The sequence below is a fragment of the Streptomyces sp. NPDC005485 genome (assembly GCF_040606085.1).
Classification (GTDB): Bacteria; Actinomycetota; Actinomycetes; order Streptomycetales; family Streptomycetaceae; genus Streptomyces.
In genome coordinates this window covers 1-16,343 of the sequence record NZ_JBEXDZ010000084.1, presented here as the reverse complement: position 1 = coordinate 16,343, position 16,343 = coordinate 1, and the positions used below count along the sequence as shown (strand labels likewise).

Below are 16,343 nucleotides of genomic sequence, written 5' to 3'. Positions count from 1 at the left end.
ACCCCCCACGTGAAGTTCACCGACGGCTACTGGCTGCTGCGCGAGGGCGTCACCGCCGCCCACCCGGTCGAGGTCCTCGACGTGACCGCCGGGCCGGGCACCCTGGAGATCCATGCGCCGACCCAGCCGATCCGCAACCGCGGCGACCTGCTGAAGGGACCGGTCGTGACGATCAGCGCCCACGCCCCCATGCCCGACGTCATCGGCGTCACGTTCACCCACTTCCAGGGCGAGCAGCCGCGCGGGCCCCGGTTCGAGGTGCAGACAACGGAGTTCGCCGCCCAGACGTCGTACGACGACGAGCACGCCACCCTGACCGCCGGCGCGCTGTCGATCAAGGTGGCCCGCACCAGCCCCTGGCACGTGGACTTCCTCGCGCACGGCCGGACCCTCACCAGCAGCGGCCCCAAGGGCATGGGCATCATGCGGGAGGCCACCGGCGCCCACTACCTGCGCGAGCAGCTCGACCTCACCGTCGGCACCTCCGTCTACGGACTCGGCGAACGCTTCGGCCCCCTGGTCAAGAACGGCCAGGTGGTGGACATGTGGAACGCCGACGGCGGCACGGCCACCGAGCAGGCGTACAAGAACGTGCCGTTCTACCTGACGGACGCGGGCTACGGCGTCTTCGTCGACCACCCCGGGCGGGTCTCCTTCGAGGTGGGCTCGGAGGCGGTGTCCCGGGTCCAGTTCAGCGCCGAGACGCAGCAGTTGACGTACTACGTCATCTACGGGCCGACACCGAAGGACATCCTGCGCAAGTACACGGCCCTCACCGGCCGCCCGGCGCTCCCGCCCGCCTGGTCGTTCGGGCTGTGGCTGTCCACCTCCTTCACCACCTCCTACGACGAGACCACCGTCACCTCCTTCATCGACGGCATGAAGGAGCGCGAACTGCCGCTCTCCGTCTTCCACTTCGACTGCTTCTGGATGCGCGAGTTCAACTGGTGCGACTTCCAGTGGGATCCGAGGGTCTTCCCCGACCCGGAGGGGATGCTCGCCCGGCTGAAGGACAAGGGGCTGCGGATCTCCGTCTGGATCAACCCCTACATCGCGCAGCGCTCGCCGCTCTTCGCGGAGGGCAAGGCGCTCGGGCACCTCCTCAAGAAGCCCGACGGCGGTGTCTGGCAGTGGGACCTGTGGCAACCGGGCATGGCGCTGGTCGACTTCACCAGCCCGGCCGCCCGCGACTGGTACGCCTCGAAGCTGGAGGCGCTGCTCGCGCAGGGCGTCAACTGCTTCAAGACCGACTTCGGCGAGCGGGTGCCGGTGGACGTGGCGTACGCCGACGGCGCCGACCCCGAGCGGATGCACAACTACTACTCGTACCTCTACAACCGCACCGTCTTCGACGTGCTGCGCAAGCACCGCGGCGAGCAGGAGGCCGTCGTCTTCGCACGCTCCGCGACCGCGGGGAGCCAGAAGTTCCCGGTGCACTGGGGCGGCGACTGCGAGGCCACGTACGAGTCGATGGCGGAGTCGCTGCGCGGCGGACTGAGCCTCGGGATGTCGGGGTTCGGGTTCTGGAGCCATGACATCGGCGGCTTCGAGGGGACACCGACGCCCGCGCTGTTCAAGCGGTGGATCGCGTTCGGGCTGCTGTCCTCGCACAGCCGGCTGCACGGATCGTCGTCGTACCGCGTGCCGTGGCAGTTCGACGAGGAGGCCGTCGACGTACTGCGCCTGTTCACCCGGCTGAAGCTGCGGCTCATGCCCTATCTGTACGAAGCCGCGCGCACCGCCCACACGGACGGCGTGCCGGTGATGCGGGCGATGCCGCTGGAGTTCCCTGACGACCCCGGGTGCGCGCACCTGGAGCGGCAGTACATGCTCGGCCCCGACCTCCTCGTCGCGCCCGTCTTCAGCGACGAGGGCGACGTCTCGTACTACGTGCCCGAGGGCACCTGGACCCACTTCCTCAGCGGGCAGCCGGTCACCGGGCCGCGCTGGGTGCGCGAGCGGCACGGCTTCTCGAGCGTGCCGCTCCTGGTCCGGCCGGGCACGGTGCTCCCGGTGGGCGCCGTCGACGACCGGCCCGACTACCCGTACGCCGACGGGGTCACCCTGCGCGCATACGGCCTGGAGCGCGGCGCGCAGGTCACGGTGCCCGTGGGCGAGGTCACCTTCACCGTGGTCCGCGAGGGCGACACGCTGCGGGCGTCCTCCTCCGACCCCTCGGCGCCGTGGGCACTGGCGGCCGGGGAACGGGTCGCGCACGCGAAGGCGGGGACGGGCTTCCTCTCCCTGGAACTGGGCTGACGGCGGAAGTGGGGCTGGGCTGATGGTGAAGATCACTGATGTGGCACGGCACGCCGGGGTGTCCCCCAGCACCGTGTCGTACGCGCTCAGCGGCAAACGCCCGATCTCCGAGGAGACCCGGCAGCGCATCGAGGCGTCCATCCGGGAGCTGGGCTACCGGCCGCACGCCGGTGCGCGCGCCCTCGCCAGCAGCCGCTCCAACGTGCTGGCGCTGGTGATCCCCTTACGGACGGGCATCCATGTGCCGGTGGTGATGCAGTTCGCCGTGTCGGTGGTGACCGCCGCACGCGGCCACGACCACGACGTGCTGCTGCTCACGCAGGAGGAGGGCGACGAGGGGCTGCGGCGGGTCGCCGACACGGCGCTCGTGGACGCGCTGATCGTGATGGACGTCCAACTCCACGATCCACGCATCCCGTTGCTGCGCACCCTCGACCTGCCGTCCGTGATGATCGGCTTTCCCGCCGGGCCCGAGGGGCTGACCTGCATCGACCTCGACTTCAAGGCAGCGGGCGAGGCGTGCGTCGAACATCTGGCGCGGCTCGGCCACCGGGTGGTCGCGCTGGTCGGGTCGCCGCCGGAGGTGTATGTGCGGGAGACCGCGTTCGCTCAGCGGGTGGTCCAGGGGTTCACCGCCGCCGCCGACCGCAGCGGCCTCGCCTCCTCCGTCCACCCGTGCGAGGCGGGGCCGGCCGCCGCCCGGCTGGTCGCCGAGCAACTGCTGCGCGAGCAGCCCGCGTTGACCGGTGTGGTGGTGCACAACGAGCCGCTCCTGGAGCCGCTGATCGACGCCTTCGAGCAGCTCGGGCTGCGCGTCCCCGGCGATCTGTCCGTCACCGCCATCTGCCCGGACGAGACCGCCGAGGCCATCCGCGTGCCCGTCACCTCGGTCGCCATACCGTCCGCCGAGATCGGCACGCGGGCGGTGGAGCTGCTGATGAAGAAGCTGGGCGGCGCGACCGTACCCGAGGCCACGCTGCTGCCGCCCCGGCTGACGGAGCGCGCGAGCACGGCGCCACGCAACGCGCCCTGAGTCCCTGTTGTCGATGTTGTCGATGTTCGACGCCCTTGTGCAAGGCCCTACTTGAAGGAGCCGTGACATGAAAGGCACCAGAAGCGGACGCGGCACGAGAAGAAGACGCAGAACCACTCTTCTCCTGGCCCTGTCCCTGATCGCGAGTCTCGCCGCGGCCGTGCCCGCCTCGGCCGACGACCCCGCATACCCCTTCCGCGACCCGCACCTCACCGTCGACCAGCGCGTCGACGACCTCCTCGGCCGCCTCACCCTCGACGAGAAGATCTCCCTGCTCCACCAGATGGAGCCCGCGATCCCGCGCCTCGGCATCCAGGCGTTCCGCACCGGCACCGAGGCCCTGCACGGCGTCGCCTGGCTCGGTAAGACCACGGTGTTCCCGCAGGCCGTCGGGCTGGCCTCGACCTGGGACCCGAAGCTGATGGAGCAGGTCGGCTCGGCGGTCGGCGACGAGGCGCGCGGCTTCCAGCAGGAGCGCCCCGCAGGCTGGGGCCTCAACCTGTGGGCGCCCGTGGCGAACCTGCTGCGCGACCCGCGCTGGGGACGCAACGAGGAGGGCTACTCCGAGGACCCGTACCTGACGGGCTCGATCTCGACGGCGTACGGCGCGGGCCTGACCGGCGGCGACCCGAACCATCTGAAGACGGCGCCGACCATCAAGCACTACCTCGCCAACAACAACGAGGTGCACCGCGCGACCACGTCCTCGGACCTGCGCCCGCGGGTGCAGCACGAGTACGACGAGGCGGCGTTCAAACCGGCGATCGAGGCGGACGCCGTCACGGGCGTCATGGCCTCCTACAATCTGGTCAACGGCCGCCCCAACACGGTGAATTCGGATCTGAACGACGTGGTGCGCGGCTGGACCGACAAGGACCTGCTGAACGTCACCGACGCCTTCGCGCCCAACAACCTGCTGCCCGGCACGCAGAACTACTACGACACGCTCCCCGAGGCCGACGCGGCCGCGCTGAAGGCGGGCATCGACAGCTACACCACGGACGACGCCAACCCGGCGCCAACCACAGCGGCCATCAAGTCCGCCTTGGACAAGGGGCTGTTGAAGGAGTCGGACGTCGACACGGCGGTCTCCCACATCCTCGCCGTCCGCGTCCGGCTCGGCGAATTCGACCCGGGCGGCGGCAAGTACGGGTCCATCGACGCGTCCGTCATCAACAGTCCGGCCCACCAGAAGCTGGCGCGCAAGGCCGCGACGGAGGCGGCGGTCCTGCTGAAGAACGACAAGGCGCTCCCGCTGAAGACGTCCGCGAAGAACGTCGCCGTCGTCGGCCCGCTCGCCGACACCCTCTACACCGACTGGTACTCGGGCACGCTGCCCTACGCCGTCACCCCCAAGGCCGGCATCGCCGCCAAGCTCGGCACGTCCGTCGCGAGCAGCGAGGCCGTCGACCGCATCGCGCTGAAGAACACCGCGACCGGCAAGTACGTCACCGCGGGCACCGGGGACTCCGGGGCCACGCTGAAGGAGACCGCGGCCACCGACACGACCGCCCAGTTCGACACGTTCGACTGGGGCGCGGGCATCGTCACCCTGCGCTCGGCCGCCAACGGCAAGTACGTCGGCTACAACTGGTCGAACTTCGTCAACGACCAGGCGCAGCCGAACGGTTGGTTCGTGCAGCAGCAGTTCAAGCTGGAGCGCCAGGACGACGGCACGTACCTGCTGCGGTACGCCGGATACGAGACCGGCGAGTCCTGGTGGTCGAACCCGGTCTACCTCGGCCCGACCGGCGCCGACGGCACCCTCGGCCTGGTCGCCAAGGAGCAGGCCGCGCACTACACGAAGGACGTCGTCCGCAGCGGACTCGACGACGCCGTGGCCGCCGTCAAGGGCAAGGACACCGCCGTGGTGGTGGTCGGCTCGATGCCGTCGATCAACGGGCGCGAGGACCACGACCGCACGGACATGGGCCTGGCCGGAAGCCAGGAAGCGCTGGTCAAGGCGGTGAAGGCGGCCAACCCGCACACCGTCGTGGTCGTCGAGAACAGCTACCCGACCACGTTGGGGGCCTTGCAGAAGGAAGTCCCCGCCCTCCTGTGGACGACCCACGCGGGCCAGGAGACCGGCAACGCCCTCGCCGACCTCCTCTACGGCGACGCGAACCCGTCCGGCCATCTCACCCAGACCTGGTACGAGTCGCAGGACGACCTTCCGTCGATCCTCGACTACGACATCATCAAGTCCGACCGCACGTACCAGTACTTCAAGGGCCGGGCGCTCTACCCGTTCGGCTACGGCCTGTCGTACACCTCCTTCCGGTACGGCTCGTTGAAGCGCGTCACCGGCGGCTACGAGGTCGCCGTCACCAACACCGGCAAGCGCTCCGGCGACGAGATCGTGCAGCTCTACACCCATCAGCGGGTCTCCCGGGACAAGCAGCCCCTGAAGCAGCTGAAGGCGTTCCAGCGGGTCTCGCTCAAGCCGGGCGAGACGCGGACGGTCAAGCTGAAGCTGGGCACGAAGGACCTGGCGCACTGGGACGTCACCCGCTCCAAGTGGGTGGTGGAGAGCGGCACCTACGACATCGCCGTCGGCGCCTCCTCTACCGATGTCCGCTCCCGTACGTCCCTGAAGGTGGACGGCGAGAGGATCCCGGCGCGGGACCTCGCGAAGGTGACGCGCGCCGAGAACTTCGACGACTACAGCGGCGTACGGCTGGTCGACGAGTCGAAGGTGCGCGGGACTGCGGTGGGTTCCGCCTCCGACGGGGCCTGGCTCAAGTTCTCCGGCGCGCAACTCGGCTCGGGAGCCGCGAAGTTGACCGCGCGGCTGGCGGGTGCGGCCGGCACGGTCGAGGTGCGGCTCGGGTCGCCCACCGGCACCCTCGTCGCCACGGCGCGCTTCGACGGAACGGCGTCGCCGTACACGTACGACACGGTGACGGCGGGCCTGTCGCCGGGTGCGGCGAAGGGCCGCCAGGACGTGTATCTGGTGCTGAGTGGAGGCCTGCGCCTGGCGACCTTCGCGTTGCGCTGAGCGGTCCTGTGGCGCAGGCCTGCCCGGCTCAGCTCAGCACTGGGCGGGCTTGCGCCACGAGCACTCGACATCGCCGCGCGCCTCGGCGCCCCTCGCCGTCCTCGGCAGCGTCGCCACCGCCGCGTCCTCGGTGGACTTGGCGAGCGTGACGACGATGGCGTCCTCCAGCGGTTTCACGGAGGAGACGAGGAAGTTGTTGAGGACAATGCTGTAGACGAGCTCGCGCCCGCGCGCGTCCGTCACGTATCCGGAGAGCGCCGAGGCCCCCGTCAACGATCCCGTTTTTCCACGGGCGTTGAGCGCGGCGGGCGTGCCGCACATCCGGCTTCGCAGCGTGCCGCCCACGAACCGCTGCGGATCGCAGGCCACCGGCAGCGACCGGTACCAGTCCGCGTACCAGGGCTCGGAGCGCACCGCGAGCAGCAGCTTGGCGAGTTGCCCGGCGGGGAAGTTGTCCATCCGCGACAGCCCGGACCCGTCGACCTGGCGCACCTTGCCCGGATCGGCGCCGACGCCCTTGAGATAGCCGCTGACGGCGGCGAGCCCGGCACTCCAACTGCCCTCTCCGGCGGTCTTGTAGCCCATGGCCTTGGTGAGGATCTCGGCGTGCATGTTGTTCGACAGCTTCATGAACGGGATGAGCAGGTCGCGCAGTTGCATGGAGTCGTGGGTGGCGAGTGTCGTCGCGTCCTTCGGGGTGGCCCGGCCGAGCCGGGTGGGCCCGGTGACCTTCACCCCGTGGGCGGCGAGCGCGTCCCGGAAGACTGCGGCGGCGTACCCGGTGGGCTCCCACACGGTCACCCACTCCTTGGCGCCCGAGCCGCCGACGGGTGTCGTCCCGCTCACGACGACGGTGTTGGTGCCGTGCTCCCGCTCGACGGTGAGGTCGTTCGCGCCGCCCGCGGCGACGGTGGTGGCCCGCATGTCGATGTGGACGTAGCCGGTTCTCGGGGTGACGGTGACGGCCGGTGCGTCCCCGGCCTCGGCACCGGGCGTGACCTGCACGATCACGGTTCCGGTGTCGTAGTCCGTGTCGGGCGCCACGCTCAGCGCACTGATCTGCGCCGAGTAGTACGAGGACTCGTCGTCGGCGGCCCACGACCGCCCGAGCCGCTGCCGGTCGAACCGGGTGTCGTCGGCGAGAAGCCGCCCGCTCACCCGGGTGACCCCGGACTCGGCGATTTTCGCGGCGAGTTGGTCGTAGTCGCTCGCAAGGAGGGTGGGGTCGCCGGTCCCCCGTAGGTACAGATCGCCGTGCAGGACGGAGCCGTGCCGGGTCCCGTTCGTCAGGACGTCGGTCGTGAACCGGTAGTCGGGGCCGAGGAGTTGCATCGCCGCGGTGGAGGTGGCCAGCTTGGTGTTGGAGGCGGGCATGAGCCGGGAGGTCGGCTGGTGCGCGTACAGCACCTCGCCGCCGGCGGCGTCGGCGACGACCACGCTCGCGGCGCCGCCCTCCATGCGGGCGTCCCCGAGGATGGTGTCGATGGCCTCCGGCAGTCCGCTGCGGTCGGAGTCCGCGCCGGCCGGTCCGCTCCAGCTGAGCGTGGCCGCCACCAACGCCAGGGTGGCGGCCCAACTCCAGTGACGCATACGGGAATTGACACGTTTCGCGGATGTGCTCACGGGTCTCTTCATGCCTCACGAGCATCCCCGAAGACGCGGCTCGCGGACAGTACGCCTAGGGGGTGCCGTCAGCCGAGCCCCCACGAATGGCCCATCCGGTAGGCCGCGCACAGGTTCACGTCCAGGATGTAGGCACCGGCGCTCCCGCACTGCTCGCTGCCGTTCCCCGGGTCGACGGGCTGGCCGTGGCCCATCCCGGTGATGCTGTACGTCTCCACGACCGCGTTGCCGCCACCGTCCCGGAAGACCTGGTGCGGGTATCCGCCCACGGTGTCGCTGACGTCCGCCGTCCGGTCGGTGCCGTGGACATCGGTCCACTGCTTCATCAGGTCGGTCATGTTGACGGGCTTCACGGTGTAGTCGGCGGTGCCCTGGAAGACGGTCAGGGTCGGCCAGGGCCCCGTGTATCCGGGTCGCGCGGCCCGCACCCGGTCGCCCCACTGCTTCGCGGTCTGCGTGGCGCCGACGTACATGCAGACGTACGGCGATCCCGCGGCCTGCGCACAGCCGTACGGGAGCCCGGCGACGACACCGCCCGCGGCGAACTTCTCCGGGTACGCCGCCATCATCACGGCGGCCATCCCGCCCCCGGCGGACAGTCCGGTGACGTACACGCGCGAGGCGTCGCCGGAGACGTCGGCGAGCTGCCGGTCCACCATCTGTGCGGTACTGGCGGCCTCGCCCTGACCGCGCTCGATGTCACCGCTCTGGAACCAGTCGAAGCAGGACGAGGCGTTGTTGGAGGTCGTCTGCTGCGGCAGCACCACGGAGAAGCCCCACCGGTCGGCGAGCTGGGTCCATCCGCTGCCGGTCCCGTACCCGGCGGCGTTCTGCGTGCACCCGTGCAGCGCGACGACGACGGGCCGCCCGGCGGGCAGTCCGTCGGGCACGTACCGGTACATCTTCAGCGCTCCGGGATTCGACCCGAAGCCGGTGACTTCCTGGACGGAGGCGGCGGACGCCCGCCCCGGTGGGAGGACGAGGGACAGCAGGGCGGCCAGGACGGCCACCAGCACAAGACGGGGTGTTGCGGCTCTGGTCTGGGTCATGGTGAGGGACCGTAGAACCGTGAACGACCCCCTCGATATGGGTCAGGACACCACAACAGGGCGCCCCGGGCTGGTGGTCGAACCCACCAGCTCAGCCCACGACAAAGGCCCCGCTGCCTGGGCAGCGGGGCCTTCGCCTCACATGGGATGAGTGGAGATGGCGGGAATCGAACCCGCGTCCAACGGTGCAAAAACAGGGCTTCTCCGTGTGCAGTTCGCTGCGATTTTCTCAGCCCCGGCGATCACGCGAACAAGTCGCCGACGGGCTCAGTCACTGTTTGATTTCCTTCTAGGTCCCGTGACCGGGCTTAGAAGTTTAGATCCCTTGATGATGCCAGGATCCGGGTCGGGATCACCCCCGGGCTGACACTTCGCAAGTCGCTACTTAGGCAGCGAGGGCGAAGGAATCGCGCTTGGTGTTGGCGATTATTGGTTGCGACATATGGTTAACGAGATCATTGCCGCTTCCTCGACACGCTTCCCCTGCTTCGACATCCGCTGTCGAAACCGATCATCCCCATGTTGATTTTTCAAAGTGGGCCAGGATCCACCGTGGGTCGAAGCCCTCAGTGGCCGATATCCCCGGCCCGTGCCCCGTCACCTGCGGGACTGTTCCATCGTACGGGAACAACGCGGGCCGATGCCAGCGCATTCCCATGAGCTCGGACAGAGGCTAGTGCTCCTGCGCCCGCTGCCGGCGCTTCGCCGCCGCGATGGCGCGGTCGGACTCCCGGCGGTCCTGGTGCTCACGCAGCGTCTGCCGCTTGTCGTACTCCTTCTTGCCTCGTGCCAGGGCGATCTCGGCCTTGGCACGGCCGTCCCTGAAGTACACGGCGAGCGGGATGATCGTGTGCCCCGTCTCCTGGGCCTTGGACTCCAGCTTGTCGATCTCCTCGCGGTGCAGCAGCAGCTTGCGCTTGCGGCGCACGGAGTGGTTGGTCCAGGTGCCCTGGCTGTACTCGGGGATGTGGGCGTTGTGCAGCCACGCCTCGTTCCCGTCGATCTGGACGAAGCCGTCGACCAGCGAGGCGCGGCCCTGGCGCAGCGACTTCACCTCGGTGCCGGTCAGGACGATGCCCGCCTCGAAGGTGTCGATGATCGCGTAGTCGTGGCGCGCCTTCTTGTTCTGCGCGACGATCTTCTTCTTGCCGCCCCGCTCGCCGTCCTTGCCCTTGGCGGCCGCGCCCTGCTTACCCTGCTGCTTCTGCTGGGACTCTTTCGGTACGTACATGCCCTTGTTCATAGTGCGGCCATTTTCGCACTACGAGGGGTCCCCGAGGCCACCCAATACTGTCTCGGCCCGCTGCAGCGCGCCTTCGTCGGCGTCCAGGTCGGGGGTGATGCCGCGGCCGTCGACGCCGCGGCCCGAGGGGGTGCGGTAGTGGCCGACGGTCAGCTCGGCGACGGAGCCGTCGGGCAGCCGGCTCGGCATCTGGACCGAGCCCTTGCCGAAGGTCCTGGATCCCACGACGACGGCGCGGCCGCGGTCCTGGAGGGCGCCCGTGAGGAGCTCGGCCGCGCTCATCGTGCCGCCGTCGACCAGCGCGACCAGGGGTCTGGTGGTGTCACCGCCGGCATCGGCGTGCAGGGCGCGCTGCCTGCCGTTGACGTCGTACGTGGCGACGAGGCCGCCGTCGAGGAAGGCGGAGGCGGCGGTGACGGCCTCGGTGACCAGGCCGCCGGAGTTGCCGCGCAGGTCCAGGACGATGCCCGCGTCGGACGGTGCGTGCCGTACGACGGCGCGCACGACGTCGCCGGAGCCCTTGGTGAAGGCGGCGATCTTGATCACGGTGACACCGTCGGCGGCCTTCTGCACGGTCACCGAGTCCGTGGACAGGAGGGCCCGGTGCAGTGTCAGGTTCCACGCGCGCGTGCCGCGCTCCAGTCCGAGTCGGACGGCGGTGCCTGCGGCCGCGTCGTCGGCGTCACCGCGCAGTAAGGAGACGACGTCCGTGACGGGCCGGCCGTCGACGTCGGCGCCGTCGACGCTGTGCAGCCGGTCGCCCTTGCGGATTCCGGCAGAGGCCGCGGGGGACCCGGTCTGCACGCGGGTCACCTCGATCCGTCCGTCGCGCTCGCGCCGGGCCCACAGTCCGACGCCCGTGTACTGGCCGTCGAGGGCTTCCTCGAACTCCTCGTACTCCCCCTGGGAGTAGACGGCGCCCCAGCGGTCGCCGCTGCGGCTGACGGCGCGCTCGGCGGCTTCCATGGGCGACTTGCCGTCGGCCATGGCCCGCTCCGCGGCCTCGGTGACGCTCTCGTGCGGGGTGGCGGGGGCGGCCGAACGGGCCGCGGCGGGCGTGGATTTCCGGCCGGGGTCGGGGAACGAGCCGGTCGCGGCACCGGCCACGAGCACGCTCGCGAAGACCAATGTCAGGGTGGCCCCGCGGCCGATGCGGCGGGGCTGACAGAACAGGTCGCGACCTGACATGCCGGTGAGTCTAGGACAACGAAGGGCGCCGCACGGTCGGTTGGACCGTACGGCGCCCCTCGGCGCACGGGAGCCTCGTCACACCTTCAGGTACTTGCGCAACGCGAAGAACGCGGCGAGCGCGGGCATCAGCAGACTCGTGGCGAGGATGAGCGGGAGCTTCGTGAGGACGGCGTCCCAGCCGATGAAGTTGATCAGATTCAGCTTCTCGGACAGGGCCAGCCCGTGGTCGATGATGAAGTAGCGCGCGATCAGCAGGAAACCGCAGGCGACACCACCGCCGATGAGCCCCGCGACCGCGGCCTCCATGATGAACGGCGCCTGGATGTAGAAGCCGGAGGCGCCGACGAGCCGCATGATCCCGGTTTCCCGCCGACGGCTGAACGCCGAGACGCGCACGGTGTTGACGATCAGCATCAGCGCCACGACGAGCATCAGCGCCATCACCGCCCGCGCCGCCCAGTTCATGCCGTTGAGCAGCCCGAAGAGGTTGTCCAGGATGCCCTTCTGGTCCTGCACGGACTGCACGCCGTCACGCCCGTCGAAGGCGGTCGCGATGACCTGGTACTTCTCCGGGTCCTTCAGCTTGATGCGGTACGACTCCTGCATCTGGTCCGGCGTGAGGGAGCTGGCCAGCGGGGAGTCGCCGAACTGCTCCTTGTAGTGCTTGTACGCCTGGTCGGCCGACTCGTAGGAGACCCTCTCGACCACGGACAGCTTGCCGAGCTCGGACTTGATCTGCTCCTTCTGCTGGGTGGTGACCGCCCCCTTGGCACAGTTGGGGTCGGACTCCGCGTCGCTCTTGTTGCAGAGGAAGATCGAGACGTTGACCTTGTCGTACCAGTAGCCCTTCATCGTGTTCACCTGGTCGCTCATCAGGAGCGACCCGCCGAACAGGGCGAGGGAGAGGGCGACCGAGACGATGACCGCGAAGGTCATCGTGAGATTGCGGCGGAGACCGACACCGATCTCCGACAGAACGAACTGGGCGCGCATGGCGTCTGCTAAGCCTTTCCGTGGACCGTCGTCAGTGCTGGTAGCCGTAGACGCCGCGTGCCTGGTCGCGGACGAGACGGCCCTTCTCCAGCTCGATGACGCGCTTGCGCATCTGGTCCACGATGTTCTGGTCGTGGGTCGCCATCACCACGGTCGTGCCCGTCCGGTTGATCCGGTCGAGCAGCTTCATGATGCCGACGGAGGTCTGCGGGTCGAGGTTGCCGGTGGGCTCGTCCGCGATCAGCAGCTTGGGCCGGTTGACGAAGGCCCGCGCGATGGCGACGCGCTGCTGCTCACCGCCGGACAGCTCGCCGGGCATCCGGTCCTCCTTGCCGCCGAGCCCGACGAGGTCGAGCACCTGCGGCACGGACTTGCGGATCTCGCCCTTCGACTTGCCGATGACCTCCTGCGCGAAGGCCACGTTCTCGGCGACCGTCTTGTTGGGCAGCAGGCGGAAGTCCTGGAAGACGGTCCCCAGCTGGCGGCGCATCTGCGGCACCTTCCAGTTGGAGAGGCGTGCGAGGTCCTTGCCCAGGATGTGCACCTGACCGTGGCTGGCCCGCTCCTCGCGGAGGACCAGCCGCAGGAAGGTGGACTTTCCGGAGCCCGAGGACCCCACGAGGAACACGAACTCGCCCTTCTCGACCTCCAGGGAGACATCCCTGAGGGCGGGGCGGGTCTGCTTGGGGTAGACCTTGGAGACGTTGTCGAATCGGATCACGGATGCACCACGGGTCGCCGGGGGTAGATGAGCGTGACCATACGCGAACCGGGTGCACGGCCGCAGTCGGCGTACGGGGTTGCGCGAGGCTTGCGCGTTTTGTCACGGATCTGAAGGCCCGCCGGGAGACTCCAGGGCACTTCGGAGTGCCGTTTTCGGCCTTGACAGCACCCGGACGGGGCAGGATAAGGCGAGCCGCGCCGAATTCCGCGGAACCTGGCACAGTGGAGGGGGAACGGTTGCGTTCCCCGCAGCGTTAAGAGGGCGGAGACGGCGCAAGGAGGGCAAGCGCATGACGTACGACCGATTGGTGTGCGCGAACTGCGCAGCGCCCGTCAGTGAGGGCCGCTGCCCCGTGTGCCGCGCGAACCGGGAGCGGCTGCAGCAGGAGAGCCCCTTCGCGGGGCTGAACCCGATGGCGCTGATCGCGCTGCTCGCCGTACTGATCGCAGCGGTGGCGCTGCTGGCGCACCAGACGGCGTAGGACGGGCCCGAAGAGGCGCAGGACGCGGGAGCGGACGCAGCTCTCAGGCACATCAGAACCCACGAGCAAGGGCCCGGAGCAACCGCTCCGGGCCCTTCTCACGTGCTTCTACGGCCACGACCTACGGGCCGTTACCGCTCGTCACTGTCTGCTGCTGCCTCAGGCGGCAGCGCCGCCGCGGCCGCCCGCGAGGCGGGGCAGCAGACGGAAGCCGATACCGCCGGCGATCATCGTGGCCGCACCGATCAGCAGGAACGCGGTCTGGCCGGCACCCGTCTCGGCGAGCTCGCCGTCGCTCTTGCCCTGGGCGGAGGTGTCGGAGCTGTCCGAACCGGTGTCGGTCAGGGCCGAGCTGCCCTCCTCCTGGGCGGAGGTGTCGGAGCCGCCGTCGGGGTCGGTGTTGCTGTTCCCGCCGCCACCGTTGCCGGTGCCCGGGTCGGAGGGATCCGACGAGGGCGCGGGGTCGGAGGGGGCCGGGTCGCTCGGAGCCGGGTCGGAAGGCGCCGGGTCACTCGGAGCCGGGTCCGACGGGGCGGGGTCGGAGGGCGCCGGGTCGCTCGGGGCCGGGTCGGACGGAGCGGGGTCCGACGGGGCCGGGTCGGAGGGGGCGGGGTCGGTCGGGAGGCCCGTGTCGGACGGCGCCGGGGTCGTCGGGTCGTCGACGTCGACGTCCACGCCGACACCGGTCTCGTCGGCGTTCGCGCCGACGCTCACGCCGCCGACCTGCACATCGAGGTCGAGGGCCGAAGCGGCACCGGCAGCGGTCAGCGAAGCACCGGCGGCGATCACCGCACCGGCAGCTATCCGCGCCACACGGATCCGCGTCTTCTTGGTCATCTGGCTGCTACCCCCAGTAGCTAATCGTCAATGGAGCAGCGCTCGGGGCCACGGCGTCACAGGCGGCTTCACTCAAGCCTCCCGGTTCACATGCGCCCCGGAGATACGCATGCCAACCGTCACCCTTCCCAGTTTTCACAGCAACGTCAAGGTCGTTGCGTACGCGATGTCCAGATCAACATCATTTGACCGCCATCAAGACATGTGACTGTGACGTAAAACCCAGACATCCCCGCACACAAAAGGCAACTGCCGCCCGATGGACGGCAGTTGCCTTGTCGACAAAGAGGCGTTTACGCCCGGCCTTACTTCTCCTGCTGCTTGCGCCAGCGAATTCCGGCCTCGAGGAATCCGTCGATCTCACCGCTGAACACGGCTTCGGGGTTGCCGACTTCGAACTCGGTGCGCAGATCCTTGACCATCTGGTACGGGTGCAGGACGTACGAACGCATCTGGTTGCCCCAGGAGCTGCCGCCGTCCTTGAGGGCGTCCATCTTGGCCCGCTCCTCCTGACGCTGCCGCTCGAGCAGCTTCGCCTGCAGAACGTTCATGGCGCTGGCCTTGTTCTGGATCTGCGAGCGCTCGTTCTGGCAGGAGACCACGATGCCGGTGGGAAGGTGCGTGAGCCGGACCGCGGAGTCGGTCGTGTTGACGCCCTGGCCGCCGGGCCCGGACGACCGGTACACATCCACCCGCAGCTCGGACTCGTCGATCTCGATGTGATCGGTCTGCTCGACGACGGGCAGGATCTCGACACCGGCGAACGAGGTCTGCCGACGCCCCTGGTTGTCGAAGGGCGAGATGCGCACCAGCCGGTGCGTGCCCTGCTCCACGGACAGCGTGCCGTACGCGTACGGCACGTGGACGGCGAAGGTGGTCGACTTGATGCCGGCCTCTTCCGCGTACGACGTCTCGTACAGCTCCGTCTTGTAGCCGTGCCGCTCCGCCCAGCGCAGGTACATGCGCTGGAGCTTCTCGGCGAAGTCGGAGGCGTCGACGCCGCCGGCCTCGGCGCGGATGGTGACGACGGCCTCACGGGAGTCGTACTCACCGCTCAGCAGCGTCCGGACCTCCATCTCGTCCAGCGCCTTCTTGACGGACGTGAGTTCGGACTCGGCCTCGGCGCGGGTGTCCGGGTCGTCCTCCTCCTCGGCCATCTCGAAGAGCACCCCGAGATCGTCGATACGACCACGCAGCGCCTCGGCCTTCCTGACCTCCGCCTGGAGGTGGCTGAGCTTGCTGGTGATCTTCTGCGCCTCGTCCGGGTCGTCCCACAGGGACGGCGCGGCCGCCTGCTCCTCGAGCACGGCGATGTCTGCCCTCAGCTTGTCGAGGTCCAGGACGGCCTCGATCGACTCCATGGTCGAGGAGAGGGACTTGAGCTCTTCGGATACATCGACGACTGCCACGCCTCCAGCGTAACGGCAACGGCAACCGAGCCTCGCCCCTCGCCCCCACGGGACCAGGGGCACACGCACAGCCCCCGGTCACCGGGGGTGGGTGGGCAAACCCCGGGCACCCCTTGCTTCCTTCGCACCCCGGTGTGGGTGCTGGCCGGGGGTGGGTCACGCACCCCGGCGCTTACGGGGCGCCGCTGCGCCCACCCGTGCCGCCCCTAGCCACACGATTGCCCGCAGAAACGATGCTTCGCCGGCCACCCGGCGCCACACGCACCCGCAGTGAAGCGACATCCGCACGCCCCACTCCCCGGCCCCCAAGCCGCCGCAGTCGCGCACGCACGGAAGGGTCCGTGCCGGTACGTCTCTGCCCGTCGCGTAGCAGGCCCCCAGCCAAGCTCCGCCGATGTGACCCCCGGATGCGAGCCGGGCCGCGGATACGCCGTCTACGTCGAGCCCAATGTGTGGGTGCGGCACACCCTTTGAGCTCGACGTATGGCTGGCGCGGGGGGTCG

The 16,343-nt window shown here is 69.5% G+C and carries 12 protein-coding genes and 1 other RNA gene; 4 read left to right on the top strand and 9 right to left on the bottom strand.

Features of this window, described 5'->3' with window-relative positions:
• The first annotated feature begins 9 nt into the window (after positions 1 to 9).
• From yicI to ABZS97_RS25855, 3 genes are all read left to right on the top strand, one after another.
• Positions 10 to 2,259 (top strand): alpha-xylosidase, encoded by a 2,250-nt coding sequence (gene yicI / locus ABZS97_RS25865; protein ID WP_356140992.1) that lies wholly within the window; start codon positions 10 to 12, stop codon positions 2,257 to 2,259.
• A gap of 22 nt (positions 2,260 to 2,281) precedes the next feature.
• Positions 2,282 to 3,292, top strand: a complete 1,011-nt coding sequence (locus tag ABZS97_RS25860; RefSeq protein WP_356140990.1) for a LacI family DNA-binding transcriptional regulator — start codon at positions 2,282 to 2,284, stop codon at positions 3,290 to 3,292.
• A 67-nt stretch (positions 3,293 to 3,359) separates the two neighbouring features.
• Positions 3,360 to 6,290 (top strand): glycoside hydrolase family 3 C-terminal domain-containing protein, encoded by a 2,931-nt coding sequence (locus ABZS97_RS25855; protein WP_356140987.1) that lies wholly within the window; start codon positions 3,360 to 3,362, stop codon positions 6,288 to 6,290.
• 33 nt (positions 6,291 to 6,323) lie between these two features.
• On the opposite strand, the gene dacB is transcribed toward ABZS97_RS25855, so the two are convergent.
• The 7 genes from dacB to ftsE form a co-directional block, all read right to left on the bottom strand.
• Positions 6,324 to 7,880 carry a D-alanyl-D-alanine carboxypeptidase/D-alanyl-D-alanine-endopeptidase gene (dacB, locus tag ABZS97_RS25850; protein WP_356140985.1) on the bottom strand — a complete coding sequence of 519 codons (1,557 nt, stop codon included), beginning with the start codon at positions 7,878 to 7,880 and terminating at the stop codon, positions 6,324 to 6,326.
• A gap of 101 nt (positions 7,881 to 7,981) precedes the next feature.
• Positions 7,982 to 8,962: a PHB depolymerase family esterase gene (locus ABZS97_RS25845; protein WP_356140983.1), complete on the bottom strand. Its 981-nt coding sequence runs from the start codon at positions 8,960 to 8,962 to the stop codon at positions 7,982 to 7,984.
• Positions 8,963 to 9,111: 149 nt separating this feature from the next.
• Positions 9,112 to 9,481: a transfer-messenger RNA gene (gene ssrA, locus ABZS97_RS25840) on the bottom strand.
• 154 nt (positions 9,482 to 9,635) lie between these two features.
• Positions 9,636 to 10,193, bottom strand: coding sequence for an SsrA-binding protein SmpB (gene smpB / locus ABZS97_RS25835; RefSeq protein WP_356140981.1), 558 nt, complete (start codon positions 10,191 to 10,193; stop codon positions 9,636 to 9,638).
• Between the two features lie 30 nt (positions 10,194 to 10,223).
• The gene (locus ABZS97_RS25830) at positions 10,224 to 11,393 is read right to left on the bottom strand and encodes a S41 family peptidase (protein WP_356140979.1); all 1,170 of its coding nucleotides are present in this window, start codon (positions 11,391 to 11,393) and stop codon (positions 10,224 to 10,226) included.
• Positions 11,394 to 11,471: 78 nt separating this feature from the next.
• Positions 11,472 to 12,389, bottom strand: a complete 918-nt coding sequence (ftsX, locus tag ABZS97_RS25825; RefSeq protein ID WP_356140977.1) for a permease-like cell division protein FtsX — start codon at positions 12,387 to 12,389, stop codon at positions 11,472 to 11,474.
• A 31-nt stretch (positions 12,390 to 12,420) separates the two neighbouring features.
• Positions 12,421 to 13,110: a cell division ATP-binding protein FtsE gene (gene ftsE / locus ABZS97_RS25820; RefSeq protein ID WP_356140975.1), complete on the bottom strand. Its 690-nt coding sequence runs from the start codon at positions 13,108 to 13,110 to the stop codon at positions 12,421 to 12,423.
• A 292-nt stretch (positions 13,111 to 13,402) separates the two neighbouring features.
• On the opposite strand from ftsE, the gene ABZS97_RS25815 reads away from it, so the two are divergent.
• The gene (locus ABZS97_RS25815; protein ID WP_356140973.1) at positions 13,403 to 13,594 is read left to right on the top strand and encodes a hypothetical protein; all 192 of its coding nucleotides are present in this window, start codon (positions 13,403 to 13,405) and stop codon (positions 13,592 to 13,594) included.
• Positions 13,595 to 13,753: 159 nt separating this feature from the next.
• On the opposite strand, the gene ABZS97_RS25810 is transcribed toward ABZS97_RS25815, so the two are convergent.
• Together ABZS97_RS25810 and prfB are read right to left on the bottom strand one after the other, a co-directional pair.
• On the bottom strand, positions 13,754 to 14,431 hold the full coding sequence (locus ABZS97_RS25810; RefSeq protein ID WP_356140971.1) for a hypothetical protein: 678 nt from the start codon (positions 14,429 to 14,431) through the stop codon (positions 13,754 to 13,756).
• Positions 14,432 to 14,736: 305 nt separating this feature from the next.
• Positions 14,737 to 15,840 (bottom strand): peptide chain release factor 2, encoded by a 1,104-nt coding sequence (prfB, locus tag ABZS97_RS25805; protein WP_356140969.1) that lies wholly within the window; start codon positions 15,838 to 15,840, stop codon positions 14,737 to 14,739.
• Positions 15,841 to 16,343 lie beyond the last annotated feature (503 nt).